General features: G+C 39.4%; 18 protein-coding genes and 1 other annotated feature. Of the genes, 14 read left to right on the forward strand and 4 right to left on the reverse strand.

Annotated elements, in window-relative coordinates:
* Window positions 1-115: 115 nt before the first annotated feature.
* From ACFFGV_RS06565 to ACFFGV_RS06605, 9 genes are all read left to right on the forward strand, one after another.
* On the forward strand, window positions 116-1,243 hold the full coding sequence (locus tag ACFFGV_RS06565; RefSeq protein WP_377345812.1) for an HAD family hydrolase: 1,128 nt from the start codon (window positions 116-118) through the stop codon (window positions 1,241-1,243).
* Window positions 1,244-1,484: 241 nt separating this feature from the next.
* Complete coding sequence (locus tag ACFFGV_RS06570; RefSeq protein WP_377345814.1) at window positions 1,485-2,402, forward strand: proline dehydrogenase family protein; 918 nt, start codon at window positions 1,485-1,487, stop codon at window positions 2,400-2,402.
* A gap of 54 nt (window positions 2,403-2,456) precedes the next feature.
* Window positions 2,457-4,004 (forward strand): L-glutamate gamma-semialdehyde dehydrogenase, encoded by a 1,548-nt coding sequence (gene pruA / locus ACFFGV_RS06575; protein ID WP_377345815.1) that lies wholly within the window; start codon window positions 2,457-2,459, stop codon window positions 4,002-4,004.
* Window positions 4,005-4,114: 110 nt separating this feature from the next.
* Complete coding sequence (locus tag ACFFGV_RS06580; protein ID WP_377345816.1) at window positions 4,115-4,987, forward strand: SMP-30/gluconolactonase/LRE family protein; 873 nt, start codon at window positions 4,115-4,117, stop codon at window positions 4,985-4,987.
* 19 nt (window positions 4,988-5,006) lie between these two features.
* Complete coding sequence (locus ACFFGV_RS06585) at window positions 5,007-5,192, forward strand: hypothetical protein (RefSeq protein ID WP_377345818.1); 186 nt, start codon at window positions 5,007-5,009, stop codon at window positions 5,190-5,192.
* An 11-nt stretch (window positions 5,193-5,203) separates the two neighbouring features.
* Entirely contained in the window at window positions 5,204-6,544 is a 1,341-nt protein-coding gene (locus tag ACFFGV_RS06590) for an NAD(P)/FAD-dependent oxidoreductase (protein WP_377345820.1), read from the forward strand.
* A 74-nt stretch (window positions 6,545-6,618) separates the two neighbouring features.
* Window positions 6,619-7,896: a PucR family transcriptional regulator gene (locus tag ACFFGV_RS06595; protein WP_377345821.1), complete on the forward strand. Its 1,278-nt coding sequence runs from the start codon at window positions 6,619-6,621 to the stop codon at window positions 7,894-7,896.
* A gap of 152 nt (window positions 7,897-8,048) precedes the next feature.
* Complete coding sequence (locus ACFFGV_RS06600) at window positions 8,049-8,666, forward strand: YpjP family protein (protein WP_377345823.1); 618 nt, start codon at window positions 8,049-8,051, stop codon at window positions 8,664-8,666.
* A 66-nt stretch (window positions 8,667-8,732) separates the two neighbouring features.
* On the forward strand, window positions 8,733-9,275 hold the full coding sequence (locus ACFFGV_RS06605) for an NUDIX hydrolase (RefSeq protein WP_377345825.1): 543 nt from the start codon (window positions 8,733-8,735) through the stop codon (window positions 9,273-9,275).
* Window positions 9,276-9,322: 47 nt separating this feature from the next.
* Here the strand turns inward: ACFFGV_RS06605 and serA are convergent, their stop codons facing one another.
* From serA to ACFFGV_RS06620, 3 genes are all read right to left on the reverse strand, one after another.
* Window positions 9,323-10,909 (reverse strand): phosphoglycerate dehydrogenase, encoded by a 1,587-nt coding sequence (gene serA, locus ACFFGV_RS06610; RefSeq protein WP_377345826.1) that lies wholly within the window; start codon window positions 10,907-10,909, stop codon window positions 9,323-9,325.
* Entirely contained in the window at window positions 10,884-12,053 is a 1,170-nt protein-coding gene (locus ACFFGV_RS06615; RefSeq protein ID WP_377345827.1) for a pyridoxal-phosphate-dependent aminotransferase family protein, read from the reverse strand. The genes serA and ACFFGV_RS06615 overlap by 26 nt, the downstream gene beginning before the upstream one ends.
* Window positions 12,054-12,112: 59 nt before the next feature.
* Window positions 12,113-12,319, reverse strand: a binding site (T-box leader).
* A 363-nt stretch (window positions 12,320-12,682) separates the two neighbouring features.
* On the reverse strand, window positions 12,683-13,765 hold the full coding sequence (locus tag ACFFGV_RS06620) for a tyrosine-type recombinase/integrase (protein ID WP_377345828.1): 1,083 nt from the start codon (window positions 13,763-13,765) through the stop codon (window positions 12,683-12,685).
* 167 nt (window positions 13,766-13,932) lie between these two features.
* Here ACFFGV_RS06620 and ACFFGV_RS06625 point away from each other — a divergent pair, with 167 nt between their 5' ends.
* Together ACFFGV_RS06625 and ACFFGV_RS06630 are read left to right on the forward strand one after the other, a co-directional pair.
* Window positions 13,933-14,871 carry a helix-turn-helix domain-containing protein gene (locus ACFFGV_RS06625; protein ID WP_377345829.1) on the forward strand — a complete coding sequence of 313 codons (939 nt, stop codon included), beginning with the start codon at window positions 13,933-13,935 and terminating at the stop codon, window positions 14,869-14,871.
* Between the two features lie 90 nt (window positions 14,872-14,961).
* On the forward strand, window positions 14,962-18,627 hold the full coding sequence (locus ACFFGV_RS06630) for a dynamin family protein (RefSeq protein ID WP_377345830.1): 3,666 nt from the start codon (window positions 14,962-14,964) through the stop codon (window positions 18,625-18,627).
* Window positions 18,628-18,661: 34 nt separating this feature from the next.
* Here the strand turns inward: ACFFGV_RS06630 and ACFFGV_RS06635 are convergent, their stop codons facing one another.
* A complete protein-coding gene (locus ACFFGV_RS06635; RefSeq protein ID WP_377345831.1) occupies window positions 18,662-19,396 on the reverse strand; it encodes a SurA N-terminal domain-containing protein in 735 nt (244 codons plus the stop codon).
* A 185-nt stretch (window positions 19,397-19,581) separates the two neighbouring features.
* On the opposite strand from ACFFGV_RS06635, the gene ACFFGV_RS06640 reads away from it, so the two are divergent.
* The 3 genes from ACFFGV_RS06640 (at window position 19,582) to ACFFGV_RS06650 (ending at window position 21,140) form a co-directional block, all read left to right on the forward strand.
* Window positions 19,582-20,352, forward strand: a complete 771-nt coding sequence (locus ACFFGV_RS06640; RefSeq protein WP_377345832.1) for a DUF4397 domain-containing protein — start codon at window positions 19,582-19,584, stop codon at window positions 20,350-20,352.
* Between the two features lie 308 nt (window positions 20,353-20,660).
* Window positions 20,661-20,861: a cold-shock protein gene (locus ACFFGV_RS06645; protein ID WP_377345833.1), complete on the forward strand. Its 201-nt coding sequence runs from the start codon at window positions 20,661-20,663 to the stop codon at window positions 20,859-20,861.
* Window positions 20,862-20,927: 66 nt separating this feature from the next.
* A complete protein-coding gene (locus tag ACFFGV_RS06650; protein WP_377345834.1) occupies window positions 20,928-21,140 on the forward strand; it encodes a cold-shock protein in 213 nt (70 codons plus the stop codon).
* The last annotated feature ends 115 nt before the right edge of the window (window positions 21,141-21,255 follow it).

Consider the following 21,255-nt stretch of genomic DNA (forward strand, 5'->3'; position numbering starts at 1 on the left):
TTATACATAATAAGATTATTGAAATAATGTAATTTCATTCTGTTCATTAATACATTAACTTGCTAAAATGAAAACTATCTTAGTATTAATGCTGACGGAAGGGGATTGAATTATTATGGAAAAGAAGACTATTCTTTTTGATGTGGATGGAGTATTGCTCAGTGAGGAAAGGTATTTCGATGCATCTGCATTAACAGTTTGGGAGTTAATACATAGTTCACAATACATCGGATTAGACAAACATAAATTTACTACTAATGTAACGGATCACCTAGTTTCCTCGATCAGGTCCTCCATATTTCAGAACGACAGCATCCTTTCCTTTATTAAATCGAGAGGGATCAACGCGAATTGGGATATGGTTTATTTAACTACATCTCACTTTATCCTTACTGTTTTAGAAAATATCAAACAAGTGGATCCTCCATTTGTCACTTCTTTCTTACAGGGGGATATAGATAGAGGAGCGCTGCAAACACTTCAGCAGAAGGCATTACAAACGAATCAGAACATTTCAATCACTTCATTCATCAAGGACTTTGAGCAGGGAGATGCAATGAAAGGCGATATGTTAACCTACCTAAATACAATTGCATGGAACAAGCTTGGGGTCAAAACGAGCTGTTTTTCTCGAAACAGTAAACTTTGGAATATTTGCCAAGAGACGTTTCAAGAATGGTATGTAGGTGACGAGTTAATAGAGCAATCAATAGGGAGAAAGACAAAACAATCAGGTAAGCCTGGCTTTATTCAACATGAGATTCCATTAGCTGAAGTTCAATCACTAAAAAACCTATTCCAACGGTTCATTGATGAAGGTTGGATAGTGGGTATTGGAACAGGACGTCCTAGATTGGAAACAATTGAGCCGTTAAGGACGATAGGATTGCTAGAGTATATTGATCCACATCACATTGTTACAGCTAGTGAAGTATTAGAAGCCGAAGCAAGTTACCCAGACCGTGCTCCACTGGCAAAGCCTCAGCCCTACACATATGTATTGAGTTGGCTGGGTGCGGAGGGAACCATGGACAAGGCAATAGAGCAAGCACTTCCTATGTCCGATAAACACATTGTTATAGTGGGAGATTCCCTAGCTGATGGACTTGCAGCTCAAACAATGGGTGTCACATTTGCGGCAGTATTAACAGGCCTATCCGGACAAAAAGCAAGATCTGAATTTGAAAAGCTTCCTGCAGATTATATTTTTGATAATGTAGTAGATGTTGAAGCTATTTTATAATGTCTAACAATACAAACCAGGAGAATACAACTCCTGGTTTTTTATTTGGAGGCAATGGTAACGCTTACATCTGTTGTGTTTAAACCACAAAATGTACAGGTAATGATTGTGTATTCACCACGTTGCCATATACTTGTGATAATAGTTATAATTTTCTTAACAACTTAATACATGTTCTATGTTATCCCTTTTCAATGGTGAAAGAGATTTCGTGGAGACACGATGAAAGGGTGAAGTGCTTATGCAAGCTCTTAGTAAAAACTTTTTTCTTTTCTTATCCAATAATTCAGCACTGGATCGTATGGCAAAGAAATGGGGCCCAAAGTTTGGTGCGAATCAAATAGTTGGTGGTGAAACCTTTGAAGAAGCTGTACCTCTTATTCAGCAATTGAATAATCAAGGACTGCAGCTTACAGTCGATCATTTGGGTGAATTTGTTACCTCTGAAGCAGAAGCAGTAAAACGTACTCAAGAATGTATTGATGCAATCAAGACTATTCACAGCCACCAACTTAACTCTCAAGTTTCATTAAAGCTGACGTCTTTAGGGCTAGACATTCGTAAGGACTTAGTATGGGATAACATGGAGAAGATTATGGAGGAAGCTGCTAGATTGGACGTGACTGTAACGATTGATATGGAAGACTCCACACGCACGCAGCAAACTCTTGATATATATAAAGGACTAAAGAACAAGTATCCAAATCTTGGTACCGTGATTCAGTCTTATTTATATCGTTCAACAGACGATTTGGAAGATTTGAGTCCTTATGACCCATATCTTCGTTTAGTGAAGGGGGCATACAAAGAGCCTGGAACAGTTGCATTTACAGAGAAGGCTCAGGTGGACGAGAACTTAAAGAAACTTATAAAACAAAATCTATTAAATGGGCATTATACAGCTGTTGCTAGTCATGATGATGCCATCATTGACTTCACTAAATTGTTTGCGAGGAATAATAACATTCCTAAAGATCAATTTGAATTTCAAATGTTGTATGGGATGCGCAATCAGACACAGCTAGATTTAATCCAAGAAGGGTATAAAGTGAGAGTCTATCTTCCATATGGAACTGATTGGTATGGCTATTTCATGAGACGTTTAGCGGAAAGACCAGCAAATGTCGCATTTGCAATCAAAGGAATTTTTAAGAAGTAACGAGTCATGTTACCATTAAAATAAAGCGTTTTCAATTAAGGGAGGAGAATCATTATGTACACACCATTTAAACACGAACCTTTTACTGATTTTACTTTAGAAGAAAATAAACAAGCATTCGAGGCTGCTCTTGAATACGTCCAAGGGGAACTAAATAAAGACTATGATCTTGTAGTAGATGGAGAACGAATTCGTACAGAAGAGAAAATTGTTTCTATAAACCCAGCAAATAAAGAGCAAGTGGTTGGTAGAGTTTCCAAAGCGAATCAAGATATTGCAGAACGTGCGATGCAAGCTGCAGAAAGGTCCTTTGATTCCTGGAGAAAATGGACTCCTGAAGCAAGAGCAGGAGTATTCTTCAGAGCTGCAGCCTTAATTAGAAGAAGAAAGCATGAATTCTCTGCTTATTTAGTGTATGAAGTTGGGAAGCCTTGGAAGGAAGCTGATGCAGATACAGCGGAAGCTATTGATTTCCTTGAATACTACGCTCGCCAAATGGTAGAGCTTGGGAAAGGTAAGCATGTAGAGAGTCGTGAAGGAGAAATGAATCGATATATTTATACTCCTTCTGGTATTGCAGTAGTAATTCCTCCTTGGAACCTAGCATTTGCTATCATGGCAGGTACTACTGTAGCACCTCTTATTACAGGAAATACCGTGTTAATGAAGCCTGCTAGTAACAGCCCTGTCATCGCAGCTAAGTTTGTAGAAGTGCTAGAAGAAGCTGGTCTTCCAAAGGGTGTATTAAACTTCGTACCAGGCAGCGGACGTGAAGTGGGCGATTATCTTGTCGAGCACCCTAAAACAGCACTTATTACCTTTACTGGCTCTCGCGACGTAGGCGTCAGTATTATGGAAAAGGCCGCTAAAATACAGCCAGGCCAAACTCATATTAAGAATGTTATCGCTGAAATGGGTGGTAAAGATACCGTTGTTGTAGACAGCAGTGCAAACTTGGATACAGCAGTAGATGCAGTAATCACATCTGCATATGGCTTCTCTGGCCAAAAATGTTCATCTGGTTCTAGAGTGGTAGCACTTGAAGATGTATATGATGAATTGCTTGAAAGAGTGGCAGAGCGTACCAAGGAATTAAGTGTAGGAAATGCATCAGAGTCCAATGTTTTTATGGGTCCTGTTGTAGACCAGTCTGCATTTGATAAGATTATGAGCTATATGGATATTGGGAAAGAAGAAGGAAGACTAGTTGCTGGAGGAACTGGCGACGATTCGAAAGGATACTTTATTCAACCTACTATTTTTGCTGATCTAGATCCGAATTCTCGCATGCAGCAAGAAGAAATTTTTGGTCCGGTAGTAGGTTTTACAAAAGCTAAGACATTTGACGAAGCTTTAGAAATTGCCAATAATACAGAATACGGATTAACAGGTGCTGTAATATCAGACACTAGAGAGCACCTTGAGCAAGCAGCAGTCGATTTCCACGTTGGGAACCTGTACTTCAATCGTAACTGTACTGGAGCTATTGTTGGGTATCAGCCATTTGGTGGCTTCAAGATGTCTGGTACAGACTCTAAAGCAGGTGGACCAGATTATTTAGCACTTCATATGCAGGCAAAAACTATTTCTGAAATGTTATAAGGTGAAAAAGCAGAAGCCCTCTCGCGCATGCGAGGGGCTTCTTTTTGTGTTACGATAGCAAGAGAAAACTATAATTTCCATTTTCCTTAGTATCATTTAGGAGGAGTTTAATGTCTGCAGAAGTATTTGTAAACATCCAATGTCTCTTAGGAGAAGGACCTTATTATGATGAGCAGAATGCAGCTCTGTACTGGGTAGATATTCTAGATAAAAAAGTGTATTGCTATACCATAGAGAATGAGGAGTTACATACGAAGGAGTTTGACCAGCATGTAGGATGTTTAGCCCCAAGAGAAAATGGTGGCTTTATTCTTGGAATGGAAAAAGGTGTCTACTCTTATGATTGGCAGACTGATACTTTAGCACACATTGCAGAACCAGAACCACATTTACCTGAAAATCGCTTCAATGATGGGAAATGCGATCCTATGGGAAGATTCTTCGTCGGATCAATGGATCACAAGGAGAAACAGACTACAGGTTCCTTATATATGGTCGCAGATGACCATAACGTCCATCCTATGATTGATCAAGTTGCTATCTCAAATGGGCTTGCCTGGTCTCCAGACCATACCTCCTTTTACTTCATTGATAGTCCAACAAAACAGGTCATGACCTATAGCTACAACAAAGAGACCGGACATATACACTCGCCGTCCGTAGCGGTTACATTTCCAGAAGGTGTTGGGGTACCAGATGGTATGACAATGGATGAAGAGGGCATGCTATGGATTGCTCATTTTGGAGGTGCTCGTGTATCGAGATGGAATCCTATTAGTGGGGAATTACTGAATGAATACCCTATTCCAGCACAAAATGTCACTTCGTGTACGTTTGGAGGTCCAGAAAGAAAGGATTTATTTATTACAACCGCTAGTGCTAAAACAAATGATAATACACTAAAAAAGCACCCATATTCTGGGGCTGTATTCCGAATAAGAACGTCCGTAAGAGGATTGAAAACCTCCCTCTTTAAGGGGTGAAGACAATGGAGGAATAACTGTGGAAAAGCAAGAATTTTTCGATATTACCGTACAACCTACTGAATCTCTTGCAGAGGCATTAGACCAGTTGATTACAGACCGAAAAAGGGAAACGGGATCCTATAATATATCTGTTCACCAGGTAGTTCAAGTAAGAGCAAATGTCTTTACTGTTATCTTGAACACTACCGTCACTAGCTTTTAAAGGAGATAGTTATGTACGATGTTACGATTATTGGAGCAGGCGTAAGCAGTGTTTTTTTAGCTTATACTCTAATGAAGAAAAATGAGCACCTTCGTATCCATATTATTGATAAGGGTAAGGAGTTAAAGGATCGCTTATGTAGTATAGAGAAGGAAAATGGCTGTACGTGCAGTGGAGAGTGCGACCAGTACATAGGGTTTGCTGGACTTGGTAAAAGTGAAGGTAAATTTAATTATACCAATGCTTTTGGAGGCGAACTTGCTCGAAAAGTAGGGGATAGTGAAGCAATGGAGTTAATGGATGAAGTAGATCATATTCTTACGGATTTTGGTGGTTCAGATCGCCCTAAGTACAGCACTCATAACGAATCACTAGTAGAAAGAGCAAAGCCATTCGACCTTAATATATTGTCTACAGAAGTAAGACATCTTGGTACTGTATTAGCTAAACGCATCTTTGAGCGCATGTATCAATATATGAAAGAACATATCGATTTCACCTTCCAAACAGATGTTCAGCATATTTATCAAAGCAACCATTCGTTTACCATTCATACGAACAAAGGTGTCTTCACCACATACAAACTTGTTCTTGCTACTGGTAAGAGCGGGGGAGACTGGCTGGATAAGCAAGCGACAGCCCTTGGAATTCAACAAGGAGAAACAAGATTGGATATGGGAGTAAGAGTGGAATTGGAAGGGAATCAATTTCAACCCATTCTAGATAATACGTTTGAGACTAAGCTGCAATATGAGAAAGGCGAATATACAGCTACTACGTATTGTATGAATCCAGGCGGCCGCATCATAAGAAAATATCAGCATGGACTAGTCATGCCAGATGGACAAAATGCAAAGGAAAAAGCTTCCCCAAGTCCTAATGTAAACTTCACCTTGTTTGTCCCGCAATACTTCTCCTCTGTTAAGCAAGCACATACGTATGCAAGAAATGTGGTGGGAGAGATTAATCAAGGAAGCGATCGTATCGTAGTGCAACGATTAGGAGATTTACTAGTATCTAAGAAGACTGAGTCCTTGAGCACAAATGCTATCATTCCTACATTAACTGCTCATCCAGGAAACCTTTTGACTGAAATTCCAAGGCTTTATATAGATATGTTACTCGATTTTATTCATGCTGTAGAAGGATTGATTGGAGAAAGGTGGAAGGAAGATACGCTACTATATGGACTGGACACCAAATTTTACGAACCAGCCTATACAACCAATGATTATTTTGAAACAGAAGTGCCTGGTTTATTCCTGGCGGGTGATTGTTCAGGGGAAACACATTCTTTATCACAAGCAGCAGCAAGCGGAATCCATATAGGAAGACACTTAGCTTCCGGATGATGAGATATGAGCTTCTTTTTAGTATAATAGAGGGAGCATGTAGTGAAGGATGAAGAAAAGAAAGGGAATGCCTTGTGGACGATAAACAAATTATTCTTCAAACAGATGATATACATAAAGTAACGGAATACATTAGTCAAGCCCTACAAAAGCCAGTCATTATTGAGAACAAAAATTTTGAGCTTATTTCCTATAGTTCATCGGTTGAAGAGTTTGATCAAACCCAGCAAAAGACCATTCTATCAAAGAAATGTCCTGTTTTTATAATCGACAGATTAAAAAAAGAGGGAATTGTCCAGAAACTTGAAAAGCAATTAGCTCCAATCCGGGTTAGTGCAATGGAGGATTTAGGTTTTTATGAAAGAGTTGTAATCGGAGCAAGGTATTTACAGCATACAATGGGCTATATATGGGTTCAGGAATCTTCAGAGCCATTAAAGGATCAAGAGTTACATTTATTAGAGGAGATTGCAAGTCATGTAGGAAAGCTGATTTATGATGCATATAATAAATGGAGTGCCTCAGAGGGAAGAAAGGACGAGCTGCTTTGGAAGCTCATTCACCATGAATACGGAACAGAACAGCAAATGAAACATGATGCCGCATTAATGAAACTGCCGCTTCCAGCCCGTTTTTCTGTACTTGTTTTCTCCTTAACCGACCCTGCACAGGGACATTTATTAGATGAACTATATTCCATGATTAATCCATTGCCGGAAAGACCACGTATTCAAATGTTGAAGGCGGAATTTCAGCTTGTACTTATCGTTCATGGAATAGGTAATGATAAAGGGTCTTCAACCTTTCTTGGAAGATTACTCATTAACAAAGTGAAGGATCAATTTAGCTATACAGAATTCTATGCCTTCATGATTGGATTAGGGAAAGAATACAATCGTTTATTTCATGTTCGGAAGAGTTTCTTAGAAGCATTAGAGGTTATAGAAACTGCTAATTTCATTGAGCCGAGACCGGAATCCATGCCTCGAGAATTTTCAAAGCTAGGGGTGTATCGTTATTTGGCTACCTTATATGAGAAGAATAGCTCGGAGGATTATTTTAGTGAAGATCTTTTAATACTTATATCGAAGGACGCTATTGGTCATACTGATTTATTAAAAACATTAGAAGTGTACTTAGCTAATAACGGAAAAGGGAAGCAAACAGCTACAGAATTATTTATTCATCCCAATACACTGAATTACCGAATTAAACAAATTGTCGATCTCACTAATATTGATTTTAGTGACTTTAATATGAAGAGCTATTTATACACAGAATTACTCCTGCTAAATAATGTACCCGCTTATTACAAGAGATATAAGGATGCTATACAATCCAATATAGAATGAGTCCTCTAATACGTATTAGGGGACTTTTCTGTATCTGTGCATTCATATTGAGTGAAAATTGTTACAGTTTTATTAACACCATGATAGAATAATAGACAAACAGAATGTGCGTGGTAAAATAAAGTAGAGTACATATTAAGGGAGTTATTAATATGAAGCCTTGGATAAGAAAGTTTTCGGTCATATTCATTACTATACTGACACTGGGGTTATACACACCGCCGTTTCACGTTGATACAGAAGCTGCGGAAAAGAATGCCTCTACTCCGAAAAAGAATATTCACGATGATTCTGTAACTACCAAATCGATAGCAGATACACACCCTGACCAGGAACTCACGATAGATTACGATGATTCCGTTGTTACCAATCAAGATTATATTGATGGGCTCACAGCTGCAGCAATAGAACAAATGTACACTAAAATGGGACCTCGAATCATGAATAAAGTAGAAGAGGAAATTACTACAGTTATTCTACCTGGAATTGAGGACACAGTAGAAAGCATTATGGAACGGGAAGAAGAACAAATACCATATTATGAAATTACCGTAGATTCCACTGGCGGATATGGAGAGCGGATTTTCCATTTAGTTAATAATCGTACTCACGAAGAAGTAGCCCGTTTTGACGTTAGAAGAGTAAACAAACCAGGAGAAGGTCATTGGTTTCATTTCCATTATCATTTAAAAGAAGATAACTTTGAAAAACATTATACTATTGGTGAAGTGTACTGGGATAAAAACACACCGCCAAAGTGGATGTCATAACAATGTAAGAGAGTGCTTTCTTTATTAATAAGAGAGCACTCTCTCTATTTGATAGGAGGAAGCAGTATGCAAGCATGGCAGACGTTGAGAAGTGAATACATAATGGAATCACCATATGGGAATTTCAGAAAAGACACATGTGCTTTGCCTAATGGTAATATTATTGAAGATTATTATGTAAATGAATATAGCGATTGGGTGAACGCTATTGTCATAACGAAAGATCGTCAGCTAGTGTTGGTTAAACAGTATCGACAAGGAGGTCAGGACTTCTTTTTGGAAATTCCAGGAGGGATTGCTGAGAAAGGGGAAATCTATGAGGAAGGAATTACCCGTGAAGTAATAGAGGAGACTGGCTATATTAGCGAGCACCCACCAGTATGGCTAGGGGAGTTTATGGTAAACCCGGCTGTACAGAACAATAAAGTGGTGAGTTATCTATTCCATGAAGCTTATCCAGGTTATGCTCAGGATCTTGATGAAAATGAAGATATTCAACTAGAAATAATCCCCTTAGACATGATGGAGGACTTGATAGCAAACCAAAAGATTACCCAACTATTTACGATAACATCCTATTACTTGGCAAAATCAAAAGGATATGTATAACAAAGGAAAGCTCGGTTTAAGAGAACCGAGCTTTCCTTTGTTTTAAGCTATAGTTGAATTTCTTTTACTGAATTAATATTTGCAATGGAGGAAAGGTCATTATATATATCCTGATTCGCATGTTTATCAACCGATAACATCATAATGGCGTCTCCACCTTCCGTTTTACGACCAACCTGCATAGTTGCGATGTTAATATCGTGCTGACCGAGTGTGGTACCTACCAGTCCAATCATTCCAGGTGTATCCTGGTGCTGAATATATAATATATGATTCTCTGGTGCCATATCTATCGTATAGTCATCAATCTTAATGATTCTAGGTCCATATCCAGTTAATAAAGTGCCTGAAACGGTCCTTGTTCCGATAGCAGTTTCAATGGATACAGAGATCAGGTTAGTAAAATCTCTAGTGGAACCAGAATATTCTACAGAATAAGATAAATTATAAGATTTTGCCATATGGAAAGCATTAACGATGTTCACCTTATCTCCAAGATGATAGCTTAATAGCCCCTTCATGATATGACGCGTCAATGATGCTGTATCATAATCAGTTAGTTCCCCTGCATAGGTTATGGTGACTTTTTTCGGTGCTTCTTCTATTAATTGAATTGCCGTTTCTCCAAGTTTGATTCCCAGCTGATAATACGGCTCTAATATTTCTCTAACTTCTGATGATATCGACGGCATATTGACGGCGTTTTTGAAGGGTTCCCCTCGCAGAATTGCAAGTATTTCTGCGCTTACGTCATAGGCAACTAGCGTTTGAGCCTCTTCTGTAGAAGCCCCTAGATGAGGTGTAGCAATTACCTCTGGACAATTTAATAATGGATGCCCTGTTGCAGGCTCTTCTTCAAATACATCTAAAGCTGCACCAGCCACTTTACCATTTTCGATTGCACGTAATAATGCAGTCTCTTCAATGATGCCACCTCGAGCGCAATTTAATATTCTTACCCCTGTCTTCATCTTATCGAAAGCTTCATCATTAATCATATGTTTCGTATCTTTTGTAAGAGGGGTGTGGACGGTAATGAAATCACTCTGCTCATATATCTCATCTAAAGACCCTTTCACAACCCCGAGTTTTTGAGCTCGTTCCTCTGTCAGGAATGGATCATATGCAACGATATTCATCCGAGCAGCTTTTGCTCGCCTTGCTACCTCACTTCCAATCCTACCCATCCCGACAACTCCCAGGGTTTTCTTGCTCAGTTCCACACCTTTAAAGGATTTCCGGTCCCATTTTCCGCTCATGAGTGATTGATAGGCTTGTGGGATGTGACGGGCAAGGGAGGTCATCATCGCAAATGTATGCTCAGCAGTTGATATCGTGTTTCCATCTGGAGCATTCACGACAATTACTCCATTCTCGGTTGCCGCATCTAAATCAATATTATCTACTCCAACACCAGCTCTACCAACGACCTTTAGTTGTTTGGCAGCTGCTAATAAGTTTGGAGTAACAGTTGTTTGACTCCGTACAATTAACGCATCATACTGTTCGATAATATCTTCTAGTGCATATCCTTCCAAATCCTTCATTTGAACAACATTTACTTCTTGACTGTTCAATAACGGCTCTAATCCTTCCTGGCTAACAGGGTCACTTACTAGTACTTGGTACGTCATTGATTAACACCTCCTGAGCTGCTTTAACACCGGCTCCGAGCTCGATGTTTATTCCACATTCCACTAATCCCATTTCAATCATAGAAAGGGTTGTTATGATATCTACTGGAGAGCAATACCCCATATGTCCTATACGAAATATTTGTCCCTTCAACTGTTTTTGACCTCCGGCTAACGACAGGCCAAAGCGATCCCTAACGTGATTCCGAAAAGCATCTACATCTAAATCCTCTGCCCCTTTAACAGATGTAACGGTGGGGGAGGCATCTTCATCAGACGTTAGTAATGGTAGTCCTAATGCCCGTATTCCCGCTCTTGTCATGTTCTTCATTACCTCATGTCGTTTATATACCTCTGGTAATGTTTCTTCCTCCAGCATGGCACAAACTTCCTGGAGACCTTGAATCAGAGATACAGCAGGTGTGTAAGGAGTCATACCGTTTTCATATTGTTTATCATACTGCTGTAAATCAAAATAGAAAGAAGAAGAACCATTGGCTTGGATTCGTTCCCATGCCCGCTTGCTAACACCGACAAATGCGAGTCCAGCTGGAAGCATCATTGCCTTTTGAGAACCGGTTACGAGTATATCAATATCCCACCTATCCATATAAGCAGGCACGCCTCCAATACAGCTTACTCCATCAACAACGGTCAGCGCATTAGTATGGGTTTGAACCAGTTCAGCTATTTCATCGATAGGCTGAAGTACACCTGTAGAGGTTTCGTTATAGGTCACAAGTACAGCCGTTGCATCTTGGTGTTCTCGTAATGTAGCTGTTAACAGATCTTGATTGACCGATTCTCCCCACGGTACATCAAGTCGAACCGTGCTTAGCTCATGCTTTTCACATATGGAAGCGAAGCGATCTCCAAAAGCTCCAGCCACAACAACGATTACTTTGTCTCCCTTGCTAGTTACATTATCGACTGCGGTTTCTAGCGCTCCTGTTCCACTAGATGTCAGTACGTAAACAGGCTGATCTGTCCCGAATATAGGTTTTAATCGTGTACTCGTATCCTTAAACAATTGAGCAAAGGACTTACTACGATGACCAATCATGGGCTGGTTCATAGCATGAGTTACTCGCTGCGGAATAGGGGTAGGTCCTGGAGTTCGTAAAAAAGTTTGATCGTGTAACATAATGTTCCTCCTTCTTATAGATAGCTTAACGAATAAAAAACGCCCCTTGCTCGTGTAAAGCAAGGGGCGTTATGTAACGCGGTACCACCCTTCATTTCGCTCCCGATGGGAACGATCTCACATACAATAACGGCGGTCACCGGGTATTCCTACTAAGGTTCGGATACCAGTTCAGAAGTGCTCAATTTAAGTACGTTTACTGGTTTACAGCAGCCACCAGCTCTCTGAAAAACGAGTCTTAAATCTGTCTTCCTCAATACTGTTTACATATTATACGAAAAGTTTAGCACGTTAGAGTAATAGTGTAAAGGAATAAATCTTAAAATTCGTACAAATCAAAATGTAAACCATAACAATATTATGTAAACTAATGTGTTGAACATATATTGAATGGTTATAAATGGTTCATAGGAAAATTAGTAGCTAATGTAGATTCCGATTCAAATTACGTTTCATTTGAGATGGGCTGTATTATTATCCGAGAATGGTATGAGGACGATGCCCTGCTATCATAATGGAATACAGGCAGCAGGGAGGCGAACTCTTTGTAACCACTCCATTAGACGTTGTATTATGTCCCAGCATAATTTCCAATCGGAATCCTCCATTAGTGTAATATATTAAACACGTTATCTAAATTTCCGTCCAATCTTTACTGCAGCATGCTCCTTGAACTTTCTCGTTCTCCGAAGATAGGTATCAGTTGTTAAGGAAGACTCGTGATCTAATAAATCTTGTATCGCCTTCATGTCAGCACCTCGTTCCATGTAATAGCTGGCAGTATAGTGGCGGCATGTGTGTGGAGTTATTTTGTACTTGATGGGATTTCCTTCTTGTTCCATCTCCCGTTCCATATCCTTTCTTCGTTTTATGAATGGGAAGATATGCTCTAAAGACTCTATCTGATTAGTAAATTCGTTACTCAAATATTTAAAATGATACGATTTACCGTTAGGCTTTGGGAAAAAGGCGGTACCATCATCCTCTAATTCGCTCGTAAACCCTCGGCGAGCTCGGAATTCCTTCAAAACCTCTAATACTTCCTCGAATATAGGAACCTCTCTAATCTTATTTCTTTTCCCAACAACCGTTAAAAAAACCATATTTACTTCTGGCTGATAGTACATTCCTGCCCATTTCGCTTTCGCTAGCTCCTGTATTCGTAATCCCGTAGATACTAGCGTGTACAGCAGGGTGTACATAAAATAATCCTGATTTGCAAAATAGGTAAGAAGCTGATCGACTTCCTCCTCATACAGATCTCGGTTCACTAGCTCTTCTTTTTTAATAGCGACTTGCTTCAAACCAATAGTTAGGTCCTTAGCAATAATGTTATTCCGATACAAAAACGTTAAAAATGACTTGATAACCGCTGTCTTTCGTTTAATAGTCATGGGTTTATATTGCTTCTGCAGCTCCATTTGATAGTGGGCTATCTCTTCTTGTTGGATAGTTGTTACAGAAGCATGCTGAGAGTGAATAAAATCAAAAAAATGAGTGATGTCTCGGAAATATTCCTTTAACGTTGATTGCTTTCGCTTTGCTCCGAGGGTGGGCTCATCATGTAAGTACAAGTAGAGAAGCCATAAGTCTGGCACCTCTGTCCAGTCTATATGTCTATATCCATAGGCGGCTATTTGTTGATAGAGACTATCATCGTCCCAGGGGATAGATTGCTGCTGCAAGGCGTTAGCAGATAGTAGCGTTGTCATATTAAACTCCTTTACTCTATTAGGAATTACACTCGTCTTATTATAAATCTAGCTTATCATATAGAAATGTAATAAAGATAGAAAAATTGATGATTAGTCTATATACAACGACAAACATATTCACTATACTATTACATGAAGTAAATTAATGATTTGTAGGTGATAGTATGTATTACTCCATTGAACAAGCAGCAGAATTATTACATAAAAGTAAACGTCAGCTGCAATACCTTGTTCAACAAGGCTATATAAAGCCCGTTAACCCCGATACATATAGAAGGGATGGAGGATATCGTTTCACAGAGGAGCAACTTAAACTGGCCAAGGAGCAATATGAACCGGAAGGGTATAGTGTGAATGAAGTTGCCAACATGCTTGGAATTACTTCTTCCTATTTGATGCAGCTTGTACAGAAAGAGAATATAGAAACGCTCATAGTGTACAAAGGAAAACAGAAAAGACGCTTTTTTACCGAGGAACAATTCAGAAAATGTAAGAATATTGTGAAACAGCTCTCACAGAAAAATCGACAAGGGGAATATGGGTGGAAGGTGCAACTAATTTCGCGAGAAGTCCATATTTTTAGTGAAGGTACTTGGAAAGGCTCTATGGCAAGAGTGATTGGAACTAACCCAATGAAAGTGCTTTTGGAATCTGGTGAGATTATACAACCGAATGAGTGGAAGGGGACATCAACCTCCGTTCCAGATCAACAATATATCCGCAGGCGTGGATTTGCCGAATTCCAATTTCCGATACCACGCCACCCCAATCATCCTGTTTTTAACCTTCTCCATAACCTAGTAAGGCAGTTAGGAGCAAGGAATATTACCATATACGAACAATTGTACGGCGACTATTACGTTCGATGCCGCCTTGGAACAGTTAGCTTAACGGAGGAAGAAGCTTCGCTCATGCAAAGGCATCTTATAAAGGGAGATTGGCAAAAAGAAGAGAATGGAATACGCTTGGAATCTGGCGAAATACAACATACCGTGTACTTACCAAAATCGCTACAAGAACAGTTGTCTAATACAGCTAAACAACAGGATGTATCGTCGGATTACCTCATAACGAAAGCACTTAGGGCTTATTTGGATAACTAGTTCTCCTTAGCGGAGGACTATTTTTTTTCAGATTGTTCCCTTACAATAGGAAGTAATGATATTTTCAATAACAAAGGGGCTACATAAGAGATGGAAGCACAAGACAATTTGGATAAGGGCACACTTTTACACGTTACCTCCACCGTGCACAGCCAACTAAAAGATGCAAAAGCTAATGATTTAGCAGAGAAAGCGCTTGATTTAGTGGATAAAATCCAGTCACAGACCTTTGTAATAGGGTTTGCTGGACATTTTTCTGCTGGGAAATCTTCGATGATTAACAATCTCCTGGAGGAGGAGATATTGCCTACGAGCCCTATTCCAACTAGTGCTAATCTAGTTCAGGTTCAAAAGGGGAACGGGATTGCAAGAGTACATTTCAACGACGAAGACCCTGTCGAGATTTCAGAGCCATACGACATAGATACATTAAAATCCTTATGCAAGGAAGGGGATTCCATTAAGGATATACAGCTCCAGAAATCACGCACAAATCTACCGGAGCATATTACTATTCTAGATACTCCAGGTATTGATTCCTCGAATGATGCTGATCGAGTTATTACAGAATCAGCTATACATACTATAGATATCCTGATATACGTCATGGACTATAACCACGTTCAATCAGAAGTGAATCTGGCTTTCTTACAAGAAATGCAGCGAAAAGGAAAGCGCTTATACATTGTTATTAATCAAATGGATAAGCATGAGGAGAGCGAATTATCTTTCACTGCATTTAAACAAAGTATTTATCAAGCATTTACATCATGGAAAATTGATCCATTAGATATATTTTTCACTAGCCTCGTGAACGAAGAGCATCCTTTAAATGAAATAAATCGATTAAAAGAAACCATTTGGGCCTTTATGAAGCAGAAGGAAAAGTTTGTAGAAGATACCGTTTATTATTCCTTAAAGGCGATAGTTGAAACGTATTTAAATGCTAAGGAGCAAGCAACGCATGAACACATAGAAGAAATTCGCGAACACCTTGAACAGCTCGGGGAGGAAAGTGCGGCAGAAAAGGAATTGGAGGAGCAGCGCCGTTATTGGAACCAACTGCCTGAAGAAGCCAAGGATGAAATGTGGTCTTCACTCCAGAAAAGCTTGCAGAATGCTTATATCATGCCACACGATGTTCGGGAAAAAGCCAAATTATACGTAGAATCCATGCAATCGGGCTTTAAAGTTGGCTTTCTGTTTGGAAAGAAAAAGACTGAGGAAGAAAGAGAGCAGCGACTACAGAACTTCTTTGATGACTTGAATGAAAAGGTACAAGCAAACATGGAAGGCCCCGTTAGAAAACAGCTTGTACAGGTTGCTAAGCAGTTTGACGTTGCCGACGAATCCATTCTCCAATCCCTGCAGGGTATTACCATCACCTTTACAAAGGAGGATATCGCAAATCTCTTAAAGTCCGGTGCTGGTGCAGGGGGAGATTATGTTCTAGTTTTCACAAAAGATATTGCGGCTGAGCTGAAAAAGCGCTTTAAACAAGAGGCGCAAAAGGAATGGGAACAAGTGACGAATGTGCTAAGGGATAAACAAGAGCACGCTTTACAACGTCTCCAGCATCGCTCTGAACAACTTTCCAGGAAGTATGACCTAGAGGATAAGATAGAAAAACTGGTCCAGGAAAAGAAAGAGGAGCATCGTAGGTGGGAATCCATCTTAAAGGGCAACAACATTCATTCAGATGCATACGAAAACGCTACCCAGGCATTGATTCAAAGGGATGCTCGGTTTACGACATTAGAATCAATCCATGCTATCTCTTACAAGACCAAAGGGGAGGAAGACCCAAAACAGGAGAAGTCTTTCCCCTCTATAGCACCTTTAGAGAATAAAAGCATACATAATGTGGAAAGAGCAGCGGAGAGCCTTTTAGAAACACATGACATTATTGCGGATTTGAATGGGTTTGATGCGCTCAAAAATCAACTGTTGGAAAAAAGAGAGCGTATGGTATCGAGACACTTTACCGTAGCACTGTTTGGTGCATTCTCAGCTGGAAAGTCTTCTTTTGCTAATGCACTATTAGGAGAGAACGTATTACCAGTATCGCCCAACCCAACCACCGCTACTATTAACAAAATATCACCCGTAACAGAGGACGTGCCCCATGGTACGGTAGAAATCCGAGTGAAGTCAGATCAACAGTTAGTAGAGGATATTCGCTATGCCATCAAACCATATACTATAAAGGCAGATACGGTACAGACAGCCATTCCAGAAATAAGTCGTTTGTATAAGGAGGACTCTCTAGAACGTTTGGATCAGAAGCGTTTTTCCTTTATTCAAGCACTCCAATCAGGCTTTGGTTTAATGAAGTCCCATATCGGCTCGTCCATGAGAGTTACATTAGAGGAATTTGCTCCTTATGTATCTGAAGAATCCAAATCGTGCTTCATTGAATGGATTAACGTCCACTATGAGTGTGAGGTAACAAACAAAGGAATTACGTTAGTCGACACCCCTGGAGCTGATTCTGTTAATGCTCGTCACACGGAAGTATCTTTTGAATATATTCGAAACGCTGACGCGATATTATTTGTAACATATTATAACCATCCTTTCTCCCGAGCTGATAAAGAATTTCTCACTCAGCTAGGAAGGGTGAAGGATGCCTTCAGTATGGATAAAATGTTCTTCATGATTAATGCAGCTGACCTTGCTCAGTCATCGGCAGATCTTACGCTGGTGAAAGAATATATGAGAGAGCAGCTTACTCAATTTGGGATACGCAACCCAAGATTGTTCCCAGTTTCTAGCCTTATGGCGATGAAAGAGAAGCAAGGGAGGCAAGAGGAATGTGATAGTGTGTTATCTGGTTCTGGCTTACCTGCTTTTGAAGAAGCATTTTACGATTTTATTAACAAGGATCTTACCAACGTGATGGTAAGTGAAGCATGGCATGATATGGAACGAGTCAAGCAAACGCTACAGAATGTATGGGAAACATCCAAAGCAGCACAGGAGGACAAAGAACGCAACCGTTTAAAAATACAAGAGCAGCATCAACAAGCACAAGATGTTCTCAATCAATTTGACAGTTTGCGATACAAACAAGCGCTAGAACAAAAAGTGAATAAGCAATTGTTTCATATTGTAGAGAGAATAATGCTTCAATTCTCGGATCGATTCAAGGAGTATATTAATCCCTCTACGATACAAGGGACAAGTGCTGAAGCGAAGCATTCTCTTCAGCAGGAAATTATGAATCTTCTAGACCAGGTTGGCAATGATGTCATGCAGGAGATACGAGCAGTGACCATCCGTATAGAAAGGTTTATAGAGGAGCAATTACAGGAGGTTGCAACCGATATAGAAAGGAAAATGCAACAGGTTAAAAAGAACATATCCTTTACGAGCACGCCTGACAATGAAATGGTAACACCTCTTATAACCACTCCATTTCAAGATGTAGGGAGTGAACATTTTTCAAAAGAGCTAGGTACCTTCAAAAATACAAAATCCTTTTTCGAAGAGAACCAAAAGGAAAGGTTGAAGGAACAGCTGCAGATCAAAACGAAGGGTTTAATCAACAGGTATATGAAAGGGGAAGAGAAACGATTTATCGATTATTATACCAAGGAATTTGATCAATCCTTGCACACGCTGAAACAGCATATCAGCAGCTCGTTAGATGACTATGTACAAGGAACCTTGTTTTACTTGGAAGAAGAGGGGGCTGTGCAAACTTTACATAATAAAGTAGATAGCATGGACGCCTTAATAACGCAAATGCGATAAAAAAAGCAGCCCTTAAGGGCTGCTTTTTTTAGGATTACACTTCTACTTTTTTCTCGATTTCACCGTTTTCGCGGAGCTTATCAATAATTTCCTGCTGCTGTTTTTGTTGCTTGCTTTTTTTCACAGAAGATTTAAGCTGTTCTTTAGAGTCTTCAAACTTAGGAATTTCCATTTCTTGCTCACTCTGCTTGTTCATAGCTTCATATTGTTGCTTCATTTTATCGTATTCTTCTTTTAATTCTTTTTCTGTAACTTCCGTTTCATCCATATTCTTTTCAAAATATTTCTGTATTACAAGGTTATCTTTGATGTTTTTCTTAAGATCCTCTTCTGTCAAATCATTTTCTTTTAGGATTTCTTTAAACTTATCTTCACCGCTTTGTTCTTTCATTTGGTTAAACTGTTCTTTTACTTTATCTTCAGATGCTGTAATCTCTTGTTCTTCAGCATCTTGTAAAATCAATTCAACGTTAATTACATTCTCAAGAACGGAAGTCTTAAGCTGTTTCTTTTGATCGTCAGAAAGACTTGCTTCACTTTCGCTATCCTTCTCTTCGCTGTCTCCACCTTGCTGGCTCTGAGAAGCAGATTGCTGGGACTGAAGCATTTGCTCTTTCTGGGACTCGTACATTTTGTTAAATTCACTCATTGGAATCTCTTCACCGTTTACTACTGCTGCAACATCACCTTGTCCATTGCCACAAGCAGCTAAACCAAATACTAAAACAGATCCCATAACGATTGATGTCAGCTTCGTTTTAAAACTCAAGAAGAACATCTCCTTTGTTGAAAATTCAATTCTGTTAGACTTTATCACATCTTGTACTAGCTTGTAAAACACACTTCTGTAATATTCACGAATTTCTTGAAAATATACAGGGTTGTCATGATTGAGATCATTTCATCATAGGGTGAAAAGGGAATGATTTTAATGGATAAGGATGTGATGAGAGGATGTATCAAAATCAAGATTATGAGCACGATATAACCCTGAAAGCAAGTATGTACGACATGCTCTTTCAGTATTACAAGTACAGTAACCCTGAAAAAGCGATGATGTACTATATGAAACATGTAGAATGTATGCACCAATTAGCCAACCTGGAACATCAACATGGAGGGTACAGAGCACATCAAAATAATGGTGGAAACATGCAGCAATCCTATGTAAGAGTGTTTCATGCATCTCCAAACGCACCTAATGTAGATGTTTATGTAAATGGGCAGCCAATTTTACAAAATGTAGCCTATAAACAAGTAAGTGACTACATTCCGGTGATGCCTGGGGATTACCAAATTATAATTACCCCTGCTGGAAAACAAGAAGCTGTACTCACGAAAGATGTTTCAGTGCCAGCCAATGCGGCTGTTACTCTAGCTGCTGCTGGGAAAGTAGAAAATTTACAATTAGTAGCATATCAGGATGATATTAATCCAGAAATGGGGAAAGCTAAAGTAAGGTTCATCCATTTATCTCCTGATGCACCGAATGTAGATATTGCTGTTGCTGGAGGAGATGTACTATTTAGTAATGTTGGTTTTACCGAAGCTTCCGATTACATTACAATTCCACAAACAACAGTGGACATAGAAGTACGTCCAGCAGGTTCTAACAAAGCTGTACTTACGCTAAAAGGCGTGAAATTTGAGAATGGTCAAGTTTATAATGTTGCAGCCGTTGGACTTGTAGAAGGGCAGCCAGAGCTTGAGGCATTATTATTATAATATTAGAGGGGGTGGACCACAGCAGTATGGTCCATCCTTATCACAAATAATGAAATTTTATGAAAAATGATACACTTTCGACGTCTCATCTTGACTTTCTAATCTAAAACCAGTATGATGAAGATAAGATGAAAAAGCGGAGTTTCATATTATTATGTAAGAGTTAAGATAGTACGCACGCAAATTGAGATTTACTCACATTTTATAAAGAGTGATCAATTTACGTTTGATACTTTTTATAATATGTGAGTTTTTTTATATCAAGAAAATGAAGCATATTAAGAAATTAGCAATGGAGGTTTTCTCTCATGAAAACAGGTACAGTTAAGTGGTTTAACGCAGAAAAAGGTTTCGGATTCATTGAAGTTCCAGGCGAAGACGATGTTTTCGTTCACTTTAGTGCAATCAACCAAGAAGGTTTCAAAACTCTAGAAGAAGGTCAAAACGTAGAGTTTGAAATTACTGAAGGTAACCGCGGACCACAAGCAGCTAACGTAACAAAAGTCTAATTGAAAGAAGCTACCCAAAGCGGTAGCTTTTTCATATAATTAAGTCATTCCGAAGGAGGCATTCAGATGGCGTTTGGTAAGAAGAACCAAAAAGAGGTTGTTAAAGAAGACCTAAGAATCTGGGAGTGTACATCCGAGGATTGTAATGCGTGGATGAGAGATAATTTCAAAAGTGAAGAAACTCCTAAATGTCCCATATGTAAGAGTGACATGAGCACAACAATGAAAGAGCTAGAAGTTGTGGATAACCACAGCGGCGGTTGGAATAAAATCGAGTAGGAGGGAGTGACTAACTCCCGTCCTCTCACACCACCAAGCGTACGGGACCGTACTTGGCGGTTCCTTCAAGTTTGACGAAGCATTTCGTATCGTTCAGCTAAGCTACGAAGCCCGA

Source organism: Pontibacillus salicampi (genome assembly GCF_042434395.1).
GTDB classification, from domain to species: domain Bacteria; phylum Bacillota; class Bacilli; order Bacillales; family BH030062; genus Pontibacillus; species Pontibacillus salicampi.